Consider the following 21,867-nt stretch of genomic DNA (forward strand, 5'->3'; position numbering starts at 1 on the left):
TCTTCTACTCCACACCATCATGCTCGTCGGCACGCGATCAGCCGCGCGAGCCCTCCAGAAGAGCAGGGAGCATCTCAAATGCCAGACCACCGCCGGCTGCCGCCGCGATACTTGCGGAGCCCCGAAGCGGCACGCTTTCTCGGCCTGTCCGCCGAACTTTGGAAAAGCATCGCACATACGGTACGGGGCCGACTTATCGCAAGCTCGGTGGGCTCGAAAACCTCGAAGCCTTGGTGGACCGCGGAGCCAAGAAATCGACCAGCGATCCCGGCACAGGAACGGTCTTGCTCGCAAAGCGGCAAATACCGCATTCCTTATGTGTCGCGCGCCATGGAAAACTGCCCCCCATATTGCCTCAGATGACAATGTTACCGAAGTCACCCTGGTGTCTTCTGGATCGACTGCCGCGAGTCGGAGCAAGCCGCTCGCGAAGCTCGCCCCCCAGAGCGCCGTAGCGAGCGAGCGGCTTGCGGTGCTTCAGCGAAAGAACCTGTCAGGATTAAATACGAAGGCGCGAAGCTTGGACCGATAGTGTGATCTCTGTGTTGCTGATGAGCTGTCGAGCGGCCTTTGATCGCCAATTCTTCACCAATCGCTGCACCGTGCGCCGCTGATGGCCGCTGAACCGACCGGGCGCATGCGCTTCCAGCAGGGAGAGAAGATCGACCGCAGACAAGTGCGGAGCTGCGGCGAGCCATTCCTCGATGATGGGAATGTATGGGTCGAGCATCGATGGCCGACGTGGCACAGGCTTGCGCCGCACATAGCGACGCCGATGAATGCCTCGCTGCTCACCCTGTTTCCAACCATCGCCGAGCTCTCGGGCAAAGGCCGCCAAATCACTGTGCCCCTGCGCGACAGTCATCGCTGACTTTCCAGCCCGTTGATCGACACGCTTACCCAACTCATTCTGAGCGTCCCGCATCTGTGCCAGCAATGCCACAGGATCAAGCGTCCGGTAAATCTCCCGCAGCCGACCTTTGAATGCCTCATTGAGCCTCGGGTGGACCAATGCTTTTTCGTACGGCGTAGCGGGAGGAAGATAGCACTTGATCATCTTGGCACCTTCGCGGTGCTTCTCCTTCAGCTTAAACGAGGGCTGGAAGAAATTGATGTATAGCCGGGCCGCCGCAAACAGGCGAACCAATGAACGGGCGGCATCAATGCCTTCAAACCGCCCGTAGCCCACCAGGCGGCGAACGATAGCTCCGTTCTTTTGTTCAACGAATGCCTGATCGTTCTTCTTGTAGGCCCTGGAACGAGTGACTTCGACATCGTGAGAACGGCACCACGACACGACCGTGTCGTTCATGAAGGCGCTGTCGTTGTCAAAATCGAGCCCCCGAACGGGCCAGGGAAATAGGTTCTGCGCGCTCGAGAGCTTCGACCACAAGAGCTGCTTCACGCACAACAAGCGGAAAGCATTCGGTCCACCCGCTGATCTGATCTCGCGCTTTGCGCGCATGCTGATCTTCCCTGCCATACCTGCCACCGAACTGATTCGGCAGCTCCGCCCCAGACACGGCAGAGAAGTTGTCCGGTAACATTTTTAGTGAGGCAATGCGGGGGGTCAGTTCCGGATGGCGGGAGCCGGTGACCATGTCGAATGACACATGCTCTGCTTGTGGGCAACAGCGCGGTCGACTCGATCTGTTTCACTCATTCCCGGCGATCTGGCGCCGCACGGATCCACGCCTCGCTTGAATAGCAACTGATGGAGCATTTCTATTATGGAGTTCGGTTGATCTCTCCTACTGAAACCATGACACTATTTAAATTCGCATAATTAATTATGGAATACTTTCGCAATTCTTGGAATATGGTCGAGTATGATCTCGGATTACTTTGATATACTTCCACTGACATTTTGTCCAGATCAGCCGACTTGTGGCGTGTCGCACGCCGGCTCCGAGCCCGGAAAGTGCCGCTGGACGTAACCGCGACGGGCGTTGCGCCTGAGCCAGGACTCAAGAGCCTCGACGGCTTGAACAGATCGAGTCGCCGTCGACCGCGCCCACCGAGACGGCCCCATTCGCGCACCAATGCCGTATCGCCAAAGAGCGTCGGCTCAATCGTGAGCACATAGAACCGCGCCATGTTACGGGCCGGATCGCGACGCTCGAGCACGAGATATTGCACGGTGAGTTCGGACATGCGCCAGAATCGCAGCCGCCGAATCGACCGTCCAATTAAATAAATGAATCGATCAGCGCCAACGATTCAAAAATTTCATGCTGACAACGAGACAGGTCGCGGCGAGGCTCGCGATGGGCGACTGAGCTGAGGCGCGCTCCGGCCTCGCTGGGTGGCAGCGTCTCCCCTGGAGAAGCCGTCTGAACAAGTTGCCATCGCATGGCCGCCAGGTAAATGGAGGGTTTCCTCCTCCGACCCCATGCGTTGCGCAAGACTTTCTCGACTTGCGCGACGAGCTTCGCCCTGTGCTCGGCAGGCAGTTTGTCCAGATTGATCTGCTTCCAGCGTATAGCCGGCAGGTCCGCCGCGCCAGGGACGCCCAGCAGGCTCCAATCCGGCTCGCCGCGCTTGAGGTCCGCCATCACGGCGAATGCGCAGGAGACATCGATATATTCTTCTCAACGGCTGCCTTCTCTGGATCCCAAACTAGAATCCAACACTGACCTTATCGGAATGCTTTGCGAGCTACCTTTTCAAGGTCTGCGGCCGCACTTGACGACCAGCCGTTCCGCTGAGCCCATCGGCGGACCTCAACTGGATCAAACGAATGCCCTTCCTGACGCAGCTGCGCGATTGTGCGCTCTGCGTGTTTCTTGTCTGAGGGATGATTGAGACCCGTACCCAAATTGACGGCTTGGGTCAGGCTCTGCAGCGCCTCCTCCACGGGCTCGGGCAAACTAACGGTCGGTGCCGGTGCAGTAGTGGCTCCTACGATCTGAGCTCCCCATGTCGCTCGCCAGTTTTTGCCGTCGGTATCGTTCCAAGGAAGGTAGACGATCGCTTGCGCGCCGATCGCATCGTCCAGCTTGTTCATGTCTTTGTCCGAGATGTGGCCGCCGATCAGCAGCCCATCTGACCAACTCCCCCGGGAGGTCTGCGCACTTTCCAACTTCATCTGAACGCCCTGCGCCACCAGAACGGGTTGCCCCTTGACGAGCGCCTTTACGACGTTCGGTCCGAGGAATTCGGCCACGATGGTCCGATCGAAGCCGCCCTTCTGCGGCACCACCAACGTCACGCTGGAGATATTCCTTTCCTTGCAAATTTCGAGGACGCTCTTGAAAGCGAGCCGGACCTGGTCCGGCGACCGCTCAACGACATATCGCGCGACTGATGCCACCTATTGTTCCCCTTTAATAGAAAAGCGACCGATCAAACGTAGTTGCTTTGCAAAAAGTTGCATCGCGAATGCGAGTGGTCCTTCGACAATGAGCGAGCGTCGCTTCATGTCTCCCGCCATGCTCTACCGATTTCCCAAGAGCTTGGTTCGAATGAGACTGAATAACTCGGCCTGATACTGCGCATCATGCAGGGCCTGATGATCGCCCTTCAACCGAGGCGACAGGCGCTCCGTCATTTTGCTCGATCGCGTATCGGCCCAATCGCACCCCGTCGCACCCATGAAAAGCGCCTTGATGTCCAAAGCCGTGAACCCGAATGGATTATCGCCCGTGAACCGATGGAAATAATAATTTACGAATGACCAATCGAACGGCGCGTTGAGCCCGACGAAGACGACCGAGCCGTCTTTTTCAACAAGCGCGTCGAGCCACTGCGCGAAGGCCCGCATCGCCTCCGCCGGTTCGAGCCCGTTCTTGGCAAGCTCATCCAGCGACAGGCCGGAAACCTGCAGGGCTTTCGGATCGGCATTGCGATTGATCGGCTTCAATTCGCAGGAGAAGGTCTTTGCCGGATCGTTGACAACGCAGGCGCCGATCGACAGAAGGCTGTACTCACCGGGGATCGGCCCGGCGGTTTCAACGTCGACTGAGACGAACACTTCGGTTTTACGCCTCATGAGATCAATGGCTCCGCCGGCACGAGCGAGGGTCGCGTGCGGATCGCCTGCCAATGTTCGCGGAAGGCGCGCCGGCGATCCTCGGCCGCGCCGCTGTTCTTCCAATGCAGGCCAGAGAGCGTGGTGATGTCAAACGGCAGGTCCGAGCCCTCACGCGCCGTCACCATAGTAGGCAGCCCGCGACCCAGAGCATATCCCAGCTCGAGGAAACAATTCGATCGTCCGCCGGTAATGTCGGCGATCACGACGGCGCTGCGGTGCAACTTGGCGAAGATTTCCTGATCGATACGGGCATGGTCGTGGGCTTGCCGGCCGTCGATGACGACGAGCCGGTAGCCAAGCTCGTTCTCGATCACCGGCTGCACGACGGTGTCGAAAAAGTCCTGCACGTCGGCATAGTCCGGCAGCGCCGGATTCAGCAGCCGCACCGCGAAGGCCTTTGGTCTTTCCAGGGACTCGAGCAGGTCGACGAGGACCGCGACGCGATCGGGGATGGACTGGCGCGGCGGAAACCGGATCTTGTTGAGCCAGTCATGGGCGTCGCCGTCATCCGCAACCTGGAACAGGCGGCGGGTTTGGCTGCTAGTCAATCCGAAGCTGTAGAGCCGGCGAGCGCCCGCCGTTTCCGGCGACACGGGAAGATTGAGGGGAATGATCGGCTTTCCGGCATCGTGGTAGAGATTTGCGAGGTAGAGGACCCCTTCCGTCCCCCCGAGCGCGACAAGAATATCGCCGAAGCGGGCCTGGGCTTCCATGCGCTTGCTGGCCATGTTCCAGTGCGCGGCGTTCTCGATCTTGACCATTGGCGAGCTGCGCAGCTCGTCCCATAGGTCGGCATACTCAGCCGGGACCTGATCTTCGCTCTTGTGGTGCTGCACGGCGACCGCGAGCGGGCCCGGAACATTCGCCGGGCGTGACGCGAGGCTCTCCCTGAGCGTCTTCCAGATCAGCCAGTCGAAGCAGATCGGAAGCCCGTCGGATTTGCGCAGAGGTTCAGCGTCGACAGGCACGACGAAATTCGCACCGCGACGGGCCAATTCCTTGACCAGCGCAGCAACGAGCTCGCGGGCCTGATTGACGTCGGCGGTCGAGGCGATGGCAAGGTCTTCGACGATGCTGCCGGCAATGTGGATGCGCCGGCCGAACAGAGGGGAGCGCGCCATCAGCGATCCTCCATCACCGGCGACGCGGTGATCGCCGCGGCGGCGAGCTTGAGTTGATCGAAGCGCAGTGGCCCGCTCGGGAAGGCCTTTGCCAGCGCGGCCGGATAGAGCCTCGTCCTGATATCCGAATAGGTCCAGGACGGCTTGCCTGCCCGCGCTCCGGTGGCTTCGACGAGCTGCGATAGCTGAATGGGCGTCAGAGACAACCCGGCCAGATCCATCGTGAGCAATTGGCGGCGCTCGTCGTCCGTTGGACGGCGGAACTCCTCGATGATGGCGGCGCGGCGGCACAAGGCAGGATCCAGGACCGACAGCCGGTTGGTGCACAGGATCACCACGATCCGGCCGCCGTACTGGCGCAGGTCATCGACGCCCTGAATGAGCGTGTTCACCGCTACCTTGTCTTCGTGGTGGCTGTGCTCCTGGGCGCGCGAGGCGGCGAGGCTGTCGCCTTCGTCGATGATCAGGACCGCGCGGCGGTGCTTGCCGGCCGATTGAATGACCTTCTTGAAGGCTTCCGCGATCAATGTTCCCATCTCGCCGACCATGCCGCTGCCGCGGACGCGGTTACTCAGCTTGAACAGGATCGAATCTTCGCTTCTGGCCTCGATTACCAACTTGTTGGCGATGCACTCCGCTGTTGCGGTCTTGCCGGTGCCGACATCGCCGTGAAAGATCACCAGCGGATACTGCTCGGCGACGAGATCGCAGATCGGAAGGCTCTTGCCGTGATTCTTGTGGCTCCAGCCCGCCAGCTCGCGGACATTCAGCAGCAGACGAAGCTGATCGTGGACCCGCGCATATCGGGTATCGAACCCCAGAAGGGTCTTCTCGCGTTTGGCCAGCGTATCGCTGGGCAGCGGCGTCTCGCTGTCGAAGATGCTGGGTTGACTCACGAGGCCCAATCCTTGCGCTGCATGCCATAGGCATTGCTGACATAGTTGCGGCCGCCAGCCGACGAGAGAGCGGCATGGCTGGTATCGTCGTAGCAGGTCACCCAACCGATCTTAAGCTTACCTTTCGTGGCTTCGCGTGCGGCACTGGTGTAGTCGTCGGTGTAGCTCAGCACGACACGAAGCTTGGCCCCTGCGACCTTCGGCCAAAGAACGCCGCCGGGCCGGCTCGTAGACAGCGAGCCGGCGTCGGTATCGACTTCGAACCTGACGGCCTTGATCTCGACCCCACTGCTGATCAGCGTGACGTCGACCCATTTGAGGTAGCCGTCCTTGGCCAGGACCTCGATGTCATGGGCGTAGTTGCGAGCCTCCTCCGGAGTCCAGCAGCCGGTGCTGTCCGCGATCATCACGAGATCGGCGTTGACGCGCCGAACGACGTTCTCGATGTCGACGTAGGTGTAGGTCGCGCTCGCGCTTCTGACCTGGGTCATGCTCATCTTCAGTCCTCCGTCTTGAATCGAGGGCCGAAGATCTCCTTCCAGACCTCATTGTCGTTCTCGGCCGATGCAAAATTGGACGTCTCCCAGGCCTCCTGGGCGGCGGCGACGATCTGTTTCCGCTCGTCCTCGGAAATCCGGCTGGTCACGTTGTTGAGGCTGTAGACCGGATCGAGAATGACCACCGGATCGCAGAACGTCGTGAATGGCGCGACATTCTCGGGAAACTTGATCTCTTCCTTCAACTGCGACTGCGCGACGTAGAGGAGGAAATTGCGAAAGCGCTGTTCGATGCTTGCACCGTTGCCCTGCTTGGCGAGGACATGCGCCATGATCAGCTCGATGGCGAAGGACTTCAGCGGCTTCAGTTCCGCCTGGTTGCGCCACTTCTTGGCCATGCGCACCAAGGTGCGGAAATCCGCGTCCTGGTCCTTGCGATCGCGGACGAACTTGATCTGGCAAGGCGCGCAGGTCTGCGTCTTCGTGCCGTCGTGAATGTCGAACTGCCAACCGTAGCCGGCGCGGTTCTCGTCTTCGATGACCGGCACGATATCAACGCTGAGGCCCGTGCCCACGAAGGTGACGGTCGCCGCCTTGCGCTGGATCTCAAAATCCTCGACCGACTTGTTCGGATACTGCTTGATCAGCAGCGCGTAGATCGTGTCGTTCAGGCTATCCAGCGTCTCCTTGCTGACGTCTCGGCCAGAAATGTAAAAAACGACATCGACATCGACCGGATCGACAGCGGTCTTCCGCAGAATCGTGTATTTGGCGAAGGCCGGCCTTCACGACCTTAGTGATCTTGATCTCGGTCTTGTCGCGAACGGTCTTGCGGAGTTCATCGATCAAGCGATCGACCTGCTCGTGGTATTCCTTGCGCTTGTCGGCAGGCAGGCGCAGCACGTTGCTGTCGTAGTACCGCAGTTGAGTATTGTTCAACATCGCTGCTCGATTCCTGCTGGTCGGTTTCGCCGGCGGCTGGCGCAAAAGTACGCCACAGTGGAACTTGTCCGACCCAGACCGGTTTACAAATCCGGGACAATGGAGCGGTATGCGGGCCATATAGGCTCAATTTTCCGCGCATCAAGGGTTTTTGGTTTACAAATTTGTGCCCATATCGTACTTCTGTAAACTGAGACGCAAAGGAGGCCCAGATGATCGGACACAAGCTTAAGGTCGCACGGTCGGCCTCGGGCCTGTCGTTGCGTGGCCTCGCTGACGCCATGGATGGCATCGTATCGGCCCAAGCCATTGGCAAATATGAGAGAAACGAGGATATGCCGAGCTCGCGGGTGCTGATCGCCTTGGCGGCGACGCTCCACGTGACGGAGGATTACCTGCTCAGCGAGGACGAACTTGCCCTTGAGGGCGTCGAGTTCCGCAAGAAGGCGGGCACGTCGTTCCGGGAAGAAGCCGCCCTCGAAGCCCGCGCGATTCACATGCTGGAGCGCTATCTCGCGATCGAGGACCTGCTCCAGATGCGCAGCATCGATTGGGAGCAGCCACGCAGCGCACCACATCCGGTGGCCGATGTCCGGGACGCCGAAGATGCGGCTCGCTCTGTCCGCGAAGACTGGGGTTTGGGAAACGATCCCATCCCGCAGCTCGCCGAGCTTCTGGAGGAGCGCGGGATCAAGATCCTGTCGCTCGATCTCGACGATATCGACGGGCTTGCCGCCAAGGTGCGACGCAAGGACCGCAACGCTGCGCGAGTAATCGTCATCAAGCAAAGCACGTGGTCGGAGCGGAAGCGCTTCAATCTCGCCCATGAGCTCGGTCATATGGTGCTGGCCCCATCCCCCGGCGTCGATGAGGAAAAGGCGGCGCATCGGTTTGCCGGCGCCTTCCTGATGCCGGCCGACGTCCTTCGGGCCGAAGTTGGGGTCAGCCGATCGTCGATCAGTCTTGGCGAGCTGGTCGCGCTCAAGAAGCGTTTTGGCGTCAGCATCCAGGCCATCGCCTATCGCTGCAAGGATCTCGGCATCATCAGCCAGTCCGCTTTTGGCCGGCTGTTCAAGATCTTCGCGGAACGGGGATGGCGGACGGCGCCCTATGAAGAGCCAGGCCGGATGAAGCCTGAACTCGAGGAGCCGAAGCGCTTCGAGAGGCTTTGCTATCGTGCGCTGGCCGAACGAGTCATCGGCGAAGCCCGGGCCGCTGAACTGCTGGGAATAACGGTTCGCGAACTGGACGCTCGTCTGGATCAAGTTGCGGCGTAAGCACCTTGGCGGTCCTCGTTTCCGATACCTCGGTTTTGATCGATCTGGAGCGAGGCGCCTTGCTCGAGGACCTGTTTCGTCTCCCTTTTGAGTTTGCGGTCCCCGACCTGCTCTTTGTTCGAGAGCTGGCCGGGGACCTGGGCGATCGCCTTACTGCGCTCGGCCTACGGGTCGAAGAGCTGTCCCCGGCAGAATTGACCCGCGCGACGACAGTCCGCGGCAACGCGCTCATCTCTCCACGCCGGACACGTTCGCGTTTGCCATCGCGGAGGCCCGCCAATGGACGCTTCTGACCGGCGACGGAGGGCTGCGCGAGTTGGCGACCTCGGTCGGGCTGCAAATGCACGGCGTGCTATGGATTTTCGACCAGCTCGCCGACGGCAACCACTGCGAACTGAGCCGACTGCACGCGGGTTTAACTGCCATTTCCAGGCATCCTCGCTGCCGGCTTCCAACGACGGAAGTTCGGCGACGACTGACCCGGTTCGGCGCGTGAACGATCCACCACGCCCCCCCCCCGAAGACGACCGCGAAAGCGCCGAGCTCACGCCAGAGGTCGTATCCATACCCCCTGCCCGCCGGGACGGTCTCTGGACCATCGAAACCGGCGGCGCAAAGTCAATAGGCGCAAAATCCCTCGACGCTCGGCCTAGGTCCCGAGGAGGTTGGACCATTCTCCTTCATCAAGAGGAAGAAGTTTCATTTTGCCATCAAGCCCGACATGCAACTCAGACCAAGGGCTGCTGTCGCCCTGGCGCGCCAGCTGTCGACGAGGGAGTTTTAGGTCGATGGCGCGATAGACTCTCGCACTTCAATGCTAACGAAGGGCAACATCGTTCCTGGCGAACGCGAACCTCATAGGCGGCTCGCCGCTTTCTATCGGTCGTAGTGTTTGCCGCCGGTGCTGATTTGATAAAGGGTCGCCGAATAAGGAAGACGCAGGAGAATGGGACCTTCCTTCGTGACCTTGCCGAGGACGGCAGCCTGGCACAGGAGGCTGACACCACCCATTGTTCGGTCGCAAAAGGCGTCCGCGCTGTCGATAAAGTTCAGCTTTGTAAGGCGAGCTATGACGACGGTCCGCCCCTCGGGTAACGCGCCAATAGGCTGGACAACAAAGATGGTGATGAACTGCGCGCCAATGATGAGCGCTAGAAGGAGCGCACCAATACCGAGTCAGGCTTTCACCCTCCCCTCCGTCTACCTTGAATAATCTATTTCGGCATACTCGGCGCCGACCCGGGTCGCCATGATCAGGCTTCTCACCCGAGGTGGCGAATCCGGCTTGCAACATCGACGCGCGTTCAGCGGATAGGCGCATCGCGCGCCTTTTCTCGAGCAAGCTACGATCGGCAAAGACGATGTGGGCAAATCTCGCCAAGCCTGCCTCGCGCATCTTCTTGCCGCCAGAGGCGGTGATAAAGACGAGAACGATATTGCGGTTCATGCCCTCAATGCGCAAATCCGACAAACACAACAGCGAGCATTTCTGAGCGTCTGCTGTTGGAATAGGTGGTAGCCATTTTGGCGGCCGCGTGTCGTATGGTGGAGACCATCATACCTCTAGCCACGGCGGGACTTACATCGGCGGCTCGGGCTCTTCTCATAAAGGCGGCTCCTACCGAAATCCAAGCACCGGAAACGTGTACGGCACGCATAGGTAGGCGCGTCCACTGTTCGATAGGCGGCTGAGCTGAAGCCCGCAAGCTCTGGGCTCGCTGGGTGGCGGGCGTACCCCAAAAATTCTCTCAACAAGTTGCTACGAGCGTGCTCGACTGAGATCCCCTCCTCCGACCTCAGGCATTGCGCAAGACCTTCTCGAGCTGCGCGACGAGCGTCGCCCTGTGCTCGGCAGGAAGCTTGTCCAGATTGATCTGCTTCCAGCGCACCGCCGGCAGGTCCGCTGCGTCAGGGACGCCTAGCAGGTTCCAATCCGGCTCGCCGCGCTTGAATCCCATGAGGAAGTCCTTGCGAGCTTGCCGCATTTTTCCCGCGATTTCGGCGATCAGCGTTTCCCGGGTTTTGAGCAACTCGTCCAGGGTCACTTCATCGGCGGTCATGCCCTCAAAGCCGTGCGTGAATTCGTGCTGGATGTCCTTGCGACGAGGAACCACGACCTCGGAGATCGGCCGGTCATGGCTGATGAGGTAGACAATGAACGCTTTGCGGAGATCGTCCGTGATGCCTTCGTTGGCGAGCAGATCGCGGACATCGAAGAGGTCGCGCGGATGCTGCCGGTCGAGCGCCGCGACAAGCTTGCCGGCGTATAGATCGGCGAACGAAACGACTTTCATCTGCGCGAAGCCGAACGTCTCTTCGACGCTCGGCGACACGTCGCGCAGCTCCGGCTCGAAGACGCAGCCCCTGATCACCGGCGTGATCTCGATCTTGATCTGCGCGTCGCCTTTCTGGACGGTCAGCTTGGTGACGATCTTTTCACGGGGATTGACGACTTCCGTCAGCCGCGCGCCCGGCAATCCTTTCCTTATGGCCTCTGTCATGCGCTTCATCGCCGCATCTATCGCCGCAAGAGATTCGGGACGCGGAGCCACCGGCAGATATGTCAGGTCGATATCGACCGATAGGCGCGGCATATCTCGGTGGAAGAGATTGATGGCGGTGCCACCCTTGAGCGCAAAATCGGGCTCCGCCGCGACGAACGGGATCGTCTCGATCAACAAGGCCACTTGATGCCGATATTTTTCAGACAGGGGCATTGAGGTCGTCTGGGATGGTTATGAGGTATTTGGTGTCGAGTTTGCCGCCCTTGACGAGCATGCGCTTTCCCGTGCCGAGATTGACTTTCGACTTGTCGATCTGTTTGAGCCAAGCGTGCTGATGTCGCTCCGCGAACCAGAAAAACAATCGTTTGACCTTGACGCTTTTGCAGTCGTTCAGAAGCATTTGCAGCCGCCGGGGGCTCAGGCTCCTCAAGCCTTCCGCCAGTGCATCGACGTGATGGAAGCTTTCGTGGCGGGGCAATTCGTCGAGCAGTTCGAGAAACGCGCGTTCGGGCGTCGATACCGTGAGAGGCCAGTCGAATGGTCCCGGTATTTCCCGCGTTGTCCCCGACTCTGATGTGGGCAGGCTCCCGTGCGTTTTGAACAGGCTTTGCGTGCGGTGAACGCGGAATTTCTGTTTGAGCGGAAGTTTGCCGAGCCAGCCGGGAGCAGACCGCGTTCCGTATAGATGTATGGTCGAAGGACCCGTCTGGCTCAGGTAGTGGCCGAAGCCTTGCACTTCGATGGCGGTGCGTCCGCCAACGACGAAGTCGGAGCCGAGCAATCGCTGGAGTGACACGACGGCGCCCTGCCAGGAGAGTTCACCGAGCGGGCGCTTGAAGGTTCCCCGCGCCGGCTGAACGAGCCAGCCGGCCGATACGTATTGGCTGCGCAAGCTGGTGGAATATCCATGTCGTTCCATCCAGGCGGCATCGACCAGAAGTCCCTGCGGAAGGGTCCTTTCGAGCCTGTTTAGCTTTCTGTCCTTTTGCTCAGCCATACTAAGTAAACTAGCGCATATTCAAACTATATCCAAGGTTTAAGTTCTATCCATTTCCCATGGCCAGACTAAGTAAAATCGTCGTCATACAAACTCACCTCGGGATCCAAAGTTGACGCGCGTTCCTATTTTGTTCTATTCTGGACTACATTCGTGCGAGGCTGCTCGTGCACGCGTTCGGGTAGATCGACGTGTCGGTGGAAAACCCGCCGGCCAAGGTCGAAATCGACGACGCGTATGTGGACATGAAGTCGAGCGACATCGCAATCACGCACAGATCATGTTGAATCCGGTTGCAACGATGATGGGGAATTCATGAGTTTCAAAGCAACCGGCGCTTCGCACGAGGCGACCCTACATTGCCCCAACTGCAATCACGAGATCCGTCTGACGGAGTCATTGGCCGCTCCCCTCCTCGCTGAAACCCGTCAGCGCTTTCAACAGCAGCTGGCCAGCAAAGATGCAGAGATGGAGCGTAAGACAGAGGCACTGCGGCTGGAACGCGAGCAGGTCGCTAAGGACCGCGAGCAAATCGAGGATCACGTTGCGAAGCGATTGACCGCCGAACGTGCCCAGTTGGTCGCGGCCGAAAGCAAGAAGGCGCGAGAGGCGGCCGCCGCCGAGCTGCAGGCGAAGGAAGCGGAAGCTGCGGAGCTGCGAGCCAACCTGCTTACCAACAACGCAAAGCTTGCCGAGGCCCAAAAACAGCAAGCCGAACTGATGCGACAGCAGCGCGCACTCGAAGAGGAAAAGCGCGAACTCGACCTGACAATAGAGAAGCGCGTGCAGGCCTCAATCAGCGAAATCCAGATCAAGGCCAGGCACGAAGCCGACGAGGCTGCGCGCTTGCGCGTTGCCGAGAAAGACCAGACCATCGAGTCGATGACGCGCACGATCGAGGAACTTAAGCGAAAGGCCGAGCAGGGATCACAGCAATCCCAAGGGGAAGTGCTCGAACTCGAGCTCGAAGATCTTCTGCGCGGACGCTTTCCGACAGATTCGATTGAGCCGGTGGGAAAAGGTGAGCTCGGGGCGGACGTAATTCAGCAAGTAAATGGTGCTATCGGCCAATCTGCCGGCATCATCCTTTGGGAAACTAAACGCACCAAGGCATGGAGTGACGTGTGGCTCGCCAAATTACGTGACGACCAGCGCCGTTCCGGCGCCGACGTCGCTCTGATCATCTCCCACGCGCTGCCGAAACAAATCGAGCAATTTGACCTCGTCGACGGCGTATGGGTGGCTCATCCGCGTTGCGCATTGCCGGTCGCCGTGGCGCTCCGCCAGGGTCTGATCGACGTGAGCAGCTCACGCCTCGTTCAGCAGGGCCAGCAGACCAAGATGGAGCAGGTCTATCACTACCTGACAGGCACGAAGTTTCGACAGCGGGTCGAAGCTGTCGTTGAGAAATTCAACGATATGCGCGAGGATCTCGACAAGGAGCGCAAGTTTATGGGCCGGCCAATGGGCCAAGCGGGAAACCCAAATCCTGGCCGTCATCGATTCGACCGTGGGCATGGTCGGCGACCTGCAGGCAATTGCCGGCAAGGCCATGCCGGAGATTCCCAGCCTAGATGCTCCGCTGTTGTAGAACGCTGTCGAGGCCGAACGGAAAACTGGGTGATCCGTCCCCTACCCTCTTTGCGCTGCATCCAGCGATTGGGCTCGATCGCCATTGATGGCGAATACTAAAGCGGAAAACGATCAGCTGTTGCGACGATAGATAAAGGTGACCGGCTTCAAACGGTCGTTCTCTGGCTTCCACGGACGCTGCAAGTCGATCTTTCCCCCTGATTTCTTGCGTCGGCCCAAGGTGATACCGTGAAGGACAAACAGCACGCAGTCGTGCAGTGGATTCTGCGCGTGCCCTTACTTCGTTCGCCGTCAGCACGATCTGCTCACCAGCCGTCGTGGTCTAGTCGGCCAGGCAACAAGGTCCTTGCCTCCGAACTGGACCACTTTAGCATAGCTGTGTTCTTTGCGCCGGGTTGGAACTGCGACAAGGGTTCATCGGCATAGTCGTTGCAGCCCAGCCAGATGGGTAGGGTCTACGGCCTCCATCATCGCGATCAAGGCCGCCGTGGCAGCCTTACTCTCCTCCAGCGTCATAGAGGAAAACCCGATTAGGTCATCGATGTTATCGGAGTGCGATTCCAGTTGCACGAGACGTTCCAGCGCGGCCAGGCGCTCGCCGTCGAGCGTAGCATGATCTTTTCGCAACTGGCCCATCTTCGAAGCGAAACCTGCACTTCCCGGGCACCGGAACGCTAAGAAAACGTCGAGCACTCGCCGAAGTACATTCGGCATCATGTAGGCGTATTCGTAGTCTGGATCTGCGCTGGCGTTGAACTTCAGGACGTGATCCACCAAGTAGTGGTATTCAGACTCATCCTCACGGAGCAGCTTTGACATCTCAACAATAGCTGTTGAGCGTCCGTCCAGCCCTTTTGGAATTTTGACATCTAAAAACAGGAGGCTTGCCGTAGGCGGGGTCGCTTCGTTGCGAGGTTTGTGGAAACCCTTCCAGGCTTTCTTGAACTCGTTCATGCAGTTTTGGTTGTGTGTCAAAACGAACACCTGAGCTGCATTCCCAAGCCGACTTAAAAGAAGGGAACACGCTTAGTTCAACGCTCTGCTGTCCAGGCTAGAAATCGGATCATCCACGACGAGGATACGGTCCTTGATCGAACGCCCTTCAGCCTCAAGCCTTGAAAGGAAATAGCAGAGTGCGATCGCCGTCTTCTCCCCTTCGCTAGGACTGCTGTCTATCGGCCTACCGCGACGGTGGATTTCATAGCCTTTTTCTACGCTTGCAATAGAAAGTTCCTTGTGGCCAAGGTAGGCCTCGATCAAGCGATTGATTTTCTCCGCAGCCTGACCGTGCTCTTTGATCCGAGATCGCAAGTCCGTGGCTTGCTCTTGAAGTTGATTGTAACTGAGCGTCCTAGCATCAACGTCCGTTTTGGCTTCGCTCACCGCGTCGCACGCGTTCTGAAACTCCTGGGATTTGTCAGCCAAATGGTGGCGCCTCAGAGCAAGACGGGCTTCATCCTGCCGTTGGGTGAATTGCGCGAAGGTCTCGTTGTGCTGCTTGATGGCAGCGTTGAGCGTGCCCACCCAGGCGTTTACCAAGCCCAACGTCACGGCGATCGTCTCGTCGTCGTTCCACGCCAGTTCCTCCCGTAGCGCAATTGTCGGTCGGGCTAACTTTGCGTCGATGGCGGCAACCGCCGGACTGAGAACTGTCTCGACCGCTTCTAGCAGGCTGCTGAAAAAGTCGTTTCGTGAGGCGGCTGGAGTGTGATTCTGTGCATGCGGTTGATTCCTTTCGATTGAGGAACGGGATGCGCGGCGAAGATGAGCATGCGGAACGCCTTTTTAGCTACGTGCGGCTGGAGACCCGGATCCCGGCGGACCATCCGCTGCGAGCGATCCGGGAACTCGTTGATGCGGCGCTGAAGGATTTGTCGCGGTCGTTTGATCGGCTGTATGCCCGCGAAGGACGGCCATCGATCCCTCCGGAGCGGCTGTTGCGAGCGCTGTTGCTGCAGGCGTTCTACACGGTGCGGTCGGAACGGCATGATGGAGCAGCTTGACTACAACCTGCTGTTTCGCTGGTTCGTCGGCTTGTCTGCGGACGATTCGGTGTGGGACGCGACCGTGTTCTGCAAGAACCGCGATCGGCTTCCCTGCCGCAGCTCTGTTGAGACTGTACGAGCATGCGCACGCTTGAAGTTTGCTAGCTGTTGCTCCTTTGCGCGAAAGAGCGCTTCTGCCGCGATCTTGCGTTCGTTGGCAACCGGTAGCGCTGCCTCCTTCTTTGCAAGCTCGGCGGCTAACTCGGCCTGTTCTCGGCCGATGTAGAAGACGGGTTTGGCCCGACCAGCCGACCATTGCAGATTCAGGTCGATGAAATCTTCATTGAAGACTGCAAGGCGATTGCTCAAGCTATTGCCCGCACCCGCCTTTACCGTCGTTCCTTCGCTTGTCACAAACTCGAACTCGCAACCAGCGGGTACCCGCAGCTATACCCGCTACATGCGTGTCGCTAAGCTGAAGTCGGTCTGATCAGTCGGAGACCGACACTGCTTCAACTGTTCGACAGATGGTTCAATGCTGGCTTACTTGTTGCGATCTCTGACCGCGCGGAATTTCGCAATCGCCGCTTCTCCATGGTGAAGTGTGGCGTCGAGAAGATCGCGATAACCCACGGCGCTCATGATATCCGTGGGAAGCCCCTTATACTTCTCGGTGGGATCGGGAATATTCTTGAGCGGCAGCGGTGGATAACTGCTATGGCGGAGAATCCTCGAATAAGTAGCCATCGACATCGCGAACCAGCCGAGGGGATCGAGCTCATCCTTCAATTGAAGATATTCGTTTTGATCGGCCTCAGGCCAATGGGGAAACGAGGGCGGCAGGAACGGCTCGGAAAAGCCCATCAGCGGATCGAGCTTCGCTGTGATCACCGGAGTGAAACAATTTTCGAGCCAACTCGGCTCGAACGCGTTCTGAAACTGATCCCAGGTGACCAACTCGACATTTGTCATCTGCGCGGCATCGCGGGCTCCCGACTGAAAGCCCGAACTCGAGATGATGTAGCCCTTGTGGGCGCCGACATCCGTCATCACGCTGCGAAAGGAATGAACCACGGTTTGGGGAACGGCGGCCCTCCAATGCTTGCACCCACAAAGGATGATGTATTTTCGTCCTTTCAGAGTTTCCTCGGCATAGACGTCGATTTCCGCTTGGCCACGAACAAGCTTCACCTTTTTTTCGATTTCGACGGCAAACCCGCATTCCGCCAAGATGCGTGCGGACTGTTCCTGAAGATCTTGCCAGCTTGAGGGGGTTCTCGATGTGATCATGCGAAAGGCGATTGAATGAACATAGCCGACGATGGACAGGGCGGCGGCGCATCAATGTCGCTCGTTGGCACGCTTCTGCAAATCTGCGCAGCGCATCATCAGACCGGCAAAAGGCATGGCGTCGCCGAGAAGCAAACCGGCATCGACCATCTTCTGATAGTCGGCCTCAAGTTCTTTGCGCATTTCACCGTCAGGGACGAGCTGGAGTTTGCCGGAAACGGCGGCATGATAGTCAATCACGTTGCCGTCCCGATCTTTTGTGCGAAAGAATTTGCTTTTCCAGTCGGCGACTTCGTTTGCGAGATCCTGATCGTCGAATGCAGCCTTGGCATAGCCAGCATCATCAAGCTTCACAAGGTCATGCCAATGGCGGGAGATGCGATCGCCTTTGATGCCTTGGGCGCAAAGGACGTGGACGGCGGTGGCTTTCTCCCAGAAGGTGCGCTGAGGCAGCATGATCTTGGGCGCCGCTGCCGAAAACGATAATTCCGGCAGATAAGATGCTGCGTCGCATGTGACCTGGCGTATCTCGGCCGGCTCGCCGGTTGATCGAGCACCGAATTCGAGTTTGACGGACGGCGCTACATATTCGGAACCTTCGGAGACTTGGTGATAGTCGATATAGATCACATCCGCATCGACGCGGAATTTTACATTCACACCCGTCGCCGCGGCATGTTGCTGTAGAACCGGCAGGGCTTCATCTTTGACCCACACGACTAACTTTTCGCGCGCAGCCTTCGTCCATTTGTCGGCTTGGGCGCGTGTCTCGGGTATCGGGTGATCGCCTTTGGCGAGTTCGGGAATGATCTGACGAACGTCGTAGGTGAGATCGATATCTTCGGAGAAGCGCTGGATGATGCCATAACCTTTTGAGAGCGAGGTGCCGCCCTTGAAAACGAGATGTTCGCCGAGCTTCGTTTCAAACAGGCCCTGCAAGGCCCATACGACCCAACTATCTTTTTCAAGCAAATGAATGGGTCGGCTGAGGCGGTGGCAGCAACGCCAAGTGCCTCAAGCCGATCTTCGGCAGAAAACGTCAGAAAGGATTCAGCCATAGCTTAGCAGCGATTGGCTGATCGATTTTGACATCCACGCAGGCAGAGCGGGGCGCACGGCGATGAGGTCTTGCAACGTTTCCGCCGACAATTTCTGCTTAAGGACCCGCAGCGCATCGTTCGCTTGCCGTTTGCCGAGCCATTCCAAGGCGCGAATGGCTTGCCCGGCAGCCGGCTTTGCCGGAAACAGCATCCATTCTGGCGCATGCTTCACCTCAACGGTTTGTGCGCCGAGCTTAAGCTCCCGGTCAGGACCAGACGTCAGATAGACGAGTTTCGTTGGCACCTGGGTCGTAAGACCAAGTGCGTTTGCAGCTGCTGCCCCGTGCGGGACGATTGTTTCGGCACGCGTGGCAGCGAGCGCTTGGACGACTTTCTCCGCTTGCGGTGCGCGTACACCGAACCGGGTTTTGACCGGCAGGACGTAGAACCCATGAGCAAGGCGCATCAGCTCGTTGCGCTCAGAAAGCCTTTTCAGAGCTTGATCGACCGCTGCACGGCTCCCCAAATGCAAAGCATCCTTAGCACCAATCAAGGCGCCTTCGGGCAATGTTCGGGCATATTCCAGAATGCGCTCAGCTACGGTCTGCATGCCCCTCCTCCTATCTGTCAGAAATAGATAGTGATTTCTGACAGCCTGCAATACTTAGCATGCTTGCCAAGCAAAATCAGCAGGTTAGCTGCTAAATTCATCAAGCAGGTAGGTCGAAACACGCTGGATTTTGTTCCCGAGCGGGCTGATGGATCGCACGCCCGCACCCTAAGATAGTGTCATGAGGAATCCGTCACGCAAGCTAATTCACCGAGGTTCCGATGACCCGAATTGATCGTTACTCGCTGGCTGTCGTGCCGCTCGAACAGCTCTTCAATGAAGAGAGCCTGGACATTGCCATGGGTTTTATTTGGAGCCGAAACGGACGTTTCTATTTGGTCACGAATTGGCACGTCATCACATGCCGGCGATTTCCGACTGGCGAAAACTTGCATAGCCAAGGCGCGCGGCCGAACAGGTTGCGCGTCTTGTTCAATCTGGGATTTCAGCAATTTGGAAAGCAGGAGCACCTGATAACGATACGTGACGACGACTCTCGCCCTTGCTGGCTGATCCACCCGAACCGGAATGTCGATGTCGCTGTGAGGGGGCAGTTTTCCATGGCGCGCGACATGTTTCCTGCGCTCCCGCGGCATTACGGGTGTCTGGGCGCGCTCAGGGGCGTAACGAGTCTCCTACCACTCACTCCCGCAATCACGTTTCCGGGAACAATCGCGGAAACAGCACATCCAAGGCCTCAACCGGAAAGCGGAGCGATACCGCGCCCTTGGGCGTGTCTGATCCGAGCACGCCGTCGGCAAGCACGTCAGCAAGCACGCGACGCGCGGTGCGCTCAGGCAAACCCGTTATCCGGGCGACGTCACCACGCTCGAACTGCCCGCGAACCAGCGCCTCTTCGAGGAGGCGCTTTGCTTCTGGCTTGAGCGTGTCGCTGCGTTCGACATAGGTGTTTAAGCGCGAGCCTAGGTTATCAAGCTCAAACAGCCCGTCCATGAACTTCACCTGATCAAGACAGACCTGGAGAAACCATAGAACAAACTCGTTGAGCGCCTTCAGCGAAAGATTGCCCCGTCCGTCGAGGTCTCCCTGTCGTGACGAGTCCGCCATATCCATCATGCGCTTGTACTCGCTCGGCGATTTGAGGCCTCGGGCGAGGCCGCGCGAAATCGACCATAACCCGTGTGAACCGATGCCGGCCAGCTGGGCCATAGCGTGGCTCATCAAGCGGCTAACGCGGCCGTTTCCGTCAGGAAACGGATGGATGTAGTTGAAGCGGTGATGCGCCGCAGGGATCGCCATGATTCGGCCGGCTGTTTTCAGCGGCCTGAAGGCGTAGCGTTGCTCGAAATAGCGCATAAAGTCGTCAACACGCTCGCTAGATGGCGGAACGTGACGGCCTATCGCAACATCATGCTCAGGCTTCGACCGCCATTCGCCGGGCACCATCATAAAGGTCGTGTCGTTGCCGCGGATTTGGAGCATATCGCCCGGCGCCCCTCGATAGAATTCACGATGCAACCACTTGATAAACTCCACTGAGGCCGGCTCACCGAGCTCGCTGTCGGCGGTAAGGCGATCGATCTCCGTCTGCACGCGTACATGTGCCGCGGCCTCCAGCTGAAGGTTGCGACGGCCCTCGTCTTGGTCAAGCTCCCCCTCGAGCGCGCGAGCAATGTCCTTTGGCCGCGTGTTATGGCCCTCGATGAGGTTGCTGTAGTAGGTGTTCATCAGCCGCACCAAGTTGGCAAGGTTCGCAGCTGTGCGCTGATGAAGCCCGACACCGAGCCTGGCCGAGGCTGCCGACAGGTCGGCAACCACATCCGCGATGGCCTCGGACGTTTCCTCAAGCCGCGCCGGCTCAATGCGCTGGGGTGTTTCTATCGCCATTGGCCGATCTTATCGCAAATTAACTAGCTGATTTTACGCATGAATTTCCAAATTACAACCGAATTTGGCCCATTTATTGGCCGATCTCCGATTGCGCTTTCGTGACCGCTGGAACTTTCATTCAAGGCATTGACTTTAAAGCATATTTTAGACCTTTAACGTTTCGATTGGCCGGTATTTTGGCCGGTCCTGCGATCTCTACATGAAAGGTTCTTCATAGGCAGTCCTCTCACCCAACGGCCCTCCTCGCTGGCCGGTACATACATATGCCTCGCCGCCCACTACGAAAAATACCAGTCCCGACGTACTGGGATGTTTATAATCTTCGCGCGACATATTCGGCAAACTCGCGCGCCGTGACGTGCGGATAGCGGCCATGACGGCGAGTGCTGCGCTGCGGCGTTCCTACCCGAGTTCGTGCATCGGCCACGGTCTTGGGCAAACGCCTGCGTGGCGCTGACCGATGACGGTAAGGAGGCCAAGTAAAGCGCTGCCGCAGACATCACGTTCGCCGATTTGAAGCGAGCCGGCGTCCGCTGGGGCCGCACTTGGGTCGATGCCCGCGTTACTGTCGTTCGAACCACTGTTGCTCCCCCGAGCGGTTACTCGCGCCCAGAAGAACACGTCGTCGAGGTAGTTCAACGGCAATATCTCGGAGAGTGTCACCCGGTCTCCGGGCTTCAATTGGACGCGCGCGGGCGAGTAGTAGGCGGATCCAGACTCGACGACCGGACAATCGGATCGGAGGTTGACTGCGATATCCGGGGAAAGCCTCGTGCCCATCAAGAATCCACGCTTATCTGCGTCGAGGAGTATCTGCAGAGTACTCAATCCGAAAGGCATGTCGGGCGTATTTTTGGCGAGCCGAGCCGAACGTTTTCCGAGAAAGACGCACCCTGAAACCGCGATTTCGATAGCATCTACGGCCGTGCTCGTCGGCCTGGTTCCGCCGAGCTCGGCCATGCTCGGAATGGCTTTTCGCGCGATCGGTGACGCGGTCGGACCGCTGAGGATCGATGCGAAGCGCGTCACCGGAATTGCGATGCCTTGCGTCGCGCTGCCCGGCTGGTTGGTCGCTTCGATCATAAGTCCGATCACCCGGCCATCCGAATCCAGCACCGGCGAACCGCTGTCCGATCGGACGTAGTCGCCGGACAAAGTTATCTTGTCGGCGGTCTCATCGAGAACGCGCGCGGCCTGGGCCGTCGCTTTCGCACTCTCCTCGCGCAACTAA

General features: G+C 58.7%; 18 protein-coding genes and 6 pseudogenes. 5 read left to right on the forward strand and 19 right to left on the reverse strand.

Annotated features, from left to right (window positions below; all coding sequences use genetic code 11):
- Positions 1–78 precede the first annotated feature (78 nt).
- Positions 79–299 (forward strand): annotated as a pseudogene (locus X265_RS41830) (helix-turn-helix transcriptional regulator); the annotation flags it as partial.
- A 200-nt stretch (positions 300–499) separates the two neighbouring features.
- On the opposite strand, the gene X265_RS39120 reads toward X265_RS41830, so the two are convergent.
- The 9 genes and pseudogenes from X265_RS39120 to X265_RS39160 all read right to left on the reverse strand — a co-directional run bounded on the left by X265_RS39120 (position 500) and on the right by X265_RS39160 (position 7,489).
- Entirely contained in the window at positions 500–1,483 is a 984-nt protein-coding gene (locus tag X265_RS39120) for a hypothetical protein (RefSeq protein WP_128929584.1), read from the reverse strand.
- 245 nt (positions 1,484–1,728) lie between these two features.
- A complete protein-coding gene (locus tag X265_RS39125) occupies positions 1,729–2,154 on the reverse strand; it encodes a WGR domain-containing protein (RefSeq protein WP_371746380.1) in 426 nt (141 codons plus the stop codon).
- Positions 2,155–2,189: 35 nt separating this feature from the next.
- Positions 2,190–2,555, reverse strand: a complete 366-nt coding sequence (locus tag X265_RS42185; protein ID WP_128929585.1) for a hypothetical protein — start codon at positions 2,553–2,555, stop codon at positions 2,190–2,192.
- An 83-nt stretch (positions 2,556–2,638) separates the two neighbouring features.
- Positions 2,639–3,313, reverse strand: coding sequence for a DUF1889 family protein (locus X265_RS39135; protein ID WP_128929586.1), 675 nt, complete (start codon positions 3,311–3,313; stop codon positions 2,639–2,641).
- A 123-nt stretch (positions 3,314–3,436) separates the two neighbouring features.
- Entirely contained in the window at positions 3,437–3,991 is a 555-nt protein-coding gene (locus X265_RS39140; RefSeq protein ID WP_128929587.1) for a 3'-5' exonuclease, read from the reverse strand.
- The gene (locus X265_RS39145; protein ID WP_128929588.1) at positions 3,988–5,154 is read right to left on the reverse strand and encodes a hypothetical protein; all 1,167 of its coding nucleotides are present in this window, start codon (positions 5,152–5,154) and stop codon (positions 3,988–3,990) included. Before X265_RS39145 ends, X265_RS39140 begins: the two co-directional genes overlap by 4 nt.
- Positions 5,154–6,050 (reverse strand): AAA family ATPase, encoded by an 897-nt coding sequence (locus X265_RS39150; protein WP_128929589.1) that lies wholly within the window; start codon positions 6,048–6,050, stop codon positions 5,154–5,156. The genes X265_RS39145 and X265_RS39150 overlap by 1 nt, the downstream gene beginning before the upstream one ends.
- Positions 6,047–6,547, reverse strand: a complete 501-nt coding sequence (locus tag X265_RS39155; protein ID WP_128929590.1) for an HORMA-1 domain-containing protein — start codon at positions 6,545–6,547, stop codon at positions 6,047–6,049. Before X265_RS39155 ends, X265_RS39150 begins: the two co-directional genes overlap by 4 nt.
- Before the next feature lie 2 nt (positions 6,548–6,549).
- A pseudogene (locus X265_RS39160) lies at positions 6,550–7,489 on the reverse strand (CBASS oligonucleotide cyclase).
- A gap of 212 nt (positions 7,490–7,701) precedes the next feature.
- Here X265_RS39160 and X265_RS39165 point away from each other — a divergent pair.
- Both X265_RS39165 and X265_RS42545 read left to right on the forward strand, forming a co-directional pair.
- Positions 7,702–8,766 carry an XRE family transcriptional regulator gene (locus X265_RS39165; RefSeq protein ID WP_128929591.1) on the forward strand — a complete coding sequence of 355 codons (1,065 nt, stop codon included), beginning with the start codon at positions 7,702–7,704 and terminating at the stop codon, positions 8,764–8,766.
- Between the two features lie 262 nt (positions 8,767–9,028).
- Positions 9,029–9,262: a hypothetical protein gene (locus X265_RS42545; protein ID WP_476727269.1), complete on the forward strand. Its 234-nt coding sequence runs from the start codon at positions 9,029–9,031 to the stop codon at positions 9,260–9,262.
- A 1,300-nt stretch (positions 9,263–10,562) separates the two neighbouring features.
- On the opposite strand, the gene X265_RS39180 is transcribed toward X265_RS42545, so the two are convergent.
- Both X265_RS39180 and X265_RS39185 read right to left on the reverse strand, forming a co-directional pair.
- On the reverse strand, positions 10,563–11,483 hold the full coding sequence (locus tag X265_RS39180; RefSeq protein ID WP_128929592.1) for a nucleotidyl transferase AbiEii/AbiGii toxin family protein: 921 nt from the start codon (positions 11,481–11,483) through the stop codon (positions 10,563–10,565).
- Positions 11,470–12,267, reverse strand: a complete 798-nt coding sequence (locus X265_RS39185) for a type IV toxin-antitoxin system AbiEi family antitoxin (protein ID WP_128929593.1) — start codon at positions 12,265–12,267, stop codon at positions 11,470–11,472. Before X265_RS39185 ends, X265_RS39180 begins: the two co-directional genes overlap by 14 nt.
- Before the next feature lie 315 nt (positions 12,268–12,582).
- Between X265_RS39185 and X265_RS39190 the strand changes: the two are divergent.
- A pseudogene (locus tag X265_RS39190) lies at positions 12,583–13,858 on the forward strand (DUF2130 domain-containing protein).
- A gap of 416 nt (positions 13,859–14,274) precedes the next feature.
- On the opposite strand, the pseudogene X265_RS41840 reads toward X265_RS39190, so the two are convergent.
- Positions 14,275–15,600 (reverse strand): annotated as a pseudogene (locus X265_RS41840) (AAA family ATPase).
- 11 nt (positions 15,601–15,611) lie between these two features.
- Between X265_RS41840 and X265_RS39205 the strand changes: the two are divergent.
- Positions 15,612–15,954 (forward strand): annotated as a pseudogene (locus X265_RS39205) (transposase); the annotation flags it as partial.
- On the opposite strand, the gene X265_RS39210 reads toward X265_RS39205, so the two are convergent.
- From X265_RS39210 to X265_RS39240, 7 genes and pseudogenes are all read right to left on the reverse strand, one after another.
- The gene (locus X265_RS39210; protein WP_164935606.1) at positions 15,864–16,259 is read right to left on the reverse strand and encodes an AAA family ATPase; all 396 of its coding nucleotides are present in this window, start codon (positions 16,257–16,259) and stop codon (positions 15,864–15,866) included. The pseudogene X265_RS39205 and the gene X265_RS39210 overlap by 91 nt on opposite strands.
- A 129-nt stretch (positions 16,260–16,388) precedes the next feature.
- The gene (locus X265_RS39215) at positions 16,389–17,135 is read right to left on the reverse strand and encodes a restriction endonuclease (RefSeq protein ID WP_128929596.1); all 747 of its coding nucleotides are present in this window, start codon (positions 17,133–17,135) and stop codon (positions 16,389–16,391) included.
- Positions 17,136–17,186: 51 nt separating this feature from the next.
- Positions 17,187–18,193 (reverse strand): annotated as a pseudogene (locus X265_RS39220) (nucleotidyl transferase AbiEii/AbiGii toxin family protein).
- Positions 18,186–18,785, reverse strand: a complete 600-nt coding sequence (locus tag X265_RS39225; RefSeq protein ID WP_128955174.1) for a DUF6088 family protein — start codon at positions 18,783–18,785, stop codon at positions 18,186–18,188. Before X265_RS39225 ends, X265_RS39220 begins: the two are co-directional and overlap by 8 nt.
- Positions 18,786–18,964: 179 nt before the next feature.
- Positions 18,965–19,381: a hypothetical protein gene (locus tag X265_RS39230; protein WP_128929598.1), complete on the reverse strand. Its 417-nt coding sequence runs from the start codon at positions 19,379–19,381 to the stop codon at positions 18,965–18,967.
- Between the two features lie 58 nt (positions 19,382–19,439).
- A complete protein-coding gene (locus X265_RS39235; RefSeq protein WP_128929599.1) occupies positions 19,440–20,633 on the reverse strand; it encodes a Fic family protein in 1,194 nt (397 codons plus the stop codon).
- Between the two features lie 405 nt (positions 20,634–21,038).
- The gene (locus tag X265_RS39240; protein WP_128929600.1) at positions 21,039–21,863 is read right to left on the reverse strand and encodes a hypothetical protein; all 825 of its coding nucleotides are present in this window, start codon (positions 21,861–21,863) and stop codon (positions 21,039–21,041) included.
- Positions 21,864–21,867: the final 4 nt, after the last annotated feature.

This window comes from Bradyrhizobium guangdongense (genome assembly GCF_004114975.1).
In the GTDB taxonomy this organism is placed as follows: Bacteria; Pseudomonadota; Alphaproteobacteria; order Rhizobiales; family Xanthobacteraceae; genus Bradyrhizobium; species Bradyrhizobium guangdongense.

Excerpts from the sequence above, each read along its gene's own strand:
- X265_RS39120 (WP_128929584.1), bottom strand. The coding sequence starts at position 1,483 with ATGGCAGGGAAGATCAGCATGCGCGCAAAGCGCGAGATCAGATCAGCG.
- X265_RS39125 (WP_371746380.1), bottom strand. The coding sequence starts at position 2,154 with ATGTCCGAACTCACCGTGCAATATCTCGTGCTCGAGCGTCGCGATCCG.
- X265_RS42185 (WP_128929585.1), bottom strand. The coding sequence starts at position 2,555 with ATGGCGGACCTCAAGCGCGGCGAGCCGGATTGGAGCCTGCTGGGCGTC.
- X265_RS39140 (WP_128929587.1), bottom strand. The coding sequence starts at position 3,991 with ATGAGGCGTAAAACCGAAGTGTTCGTCTCAGTCGACGTTGAAACCGCC.
- X265_RS39145 (WP_128929588.1), bottom strand. The coding sequence starts at position 5,154 with ATGGCGCGCTCCCCTCTGTTCGGCCGGCGCATCCACATTGCCGGCAGC.
- X265_RS39155 (WP_128929590.1), bottom strand. The coding sequence starts at position 6,547 with ATGAGCATGACCCAGGTCAGAAGCGCGAGCGCGACCTACACCTACGTC.
- X265_RS39165 (WP_128929591.1), top strand. The coding sequence starts at position 7,702 with ATGATCGGACACAAGCTTAAGGTCGCACGGTCGGCCTCGGGCCTGTCG.
- X265_RS39180 (WP_128929592.1), bottom strand. The coding sequence starts at position 11,483 with ATGCCCCTGTCTGAAAAATATCGGCATCAAGTGGCCTTGTTGATCGAG.
- X265_RS39185 (WP_128929593.1), bottom strand. The coding sequence starts at position 12,267 with ATGGCTGAGCAAAAGGACAGAAAGCTAAACAGGCTCGAAAGGACCCTT.
- X265_RS39215 (WP_128929596.1), bottom strand. The coding sequence starts at position 17,135 with ATGATCACATCGAGAACCCCCTCAAGCTGGCAAGATCTTCAGGAACAG.
- X265_RS39225 (WP_128955174.1), bottom strand. The coding sequence starts at position 18,785 with ATGCAGACCGTAGCTGAGCGCATTCTGGAATATGCCCGAACATTGCCC.
- X265_RS39230 (WP_128929598.1), bottom strand. The coding sequence starts at position 19,381 with ATGCCGCGGGAGCGCAGGAAACATGTCGCGCGCCATGGAAAACTGCCC.
- X265_RS39235 (WP_128929599.1), bottom strand. The coding sequence starts at position 20,633 with ATGGCGATAGAAACACCCCAGCGCATTGAGCCGGCGCGGCTTGAGGAA.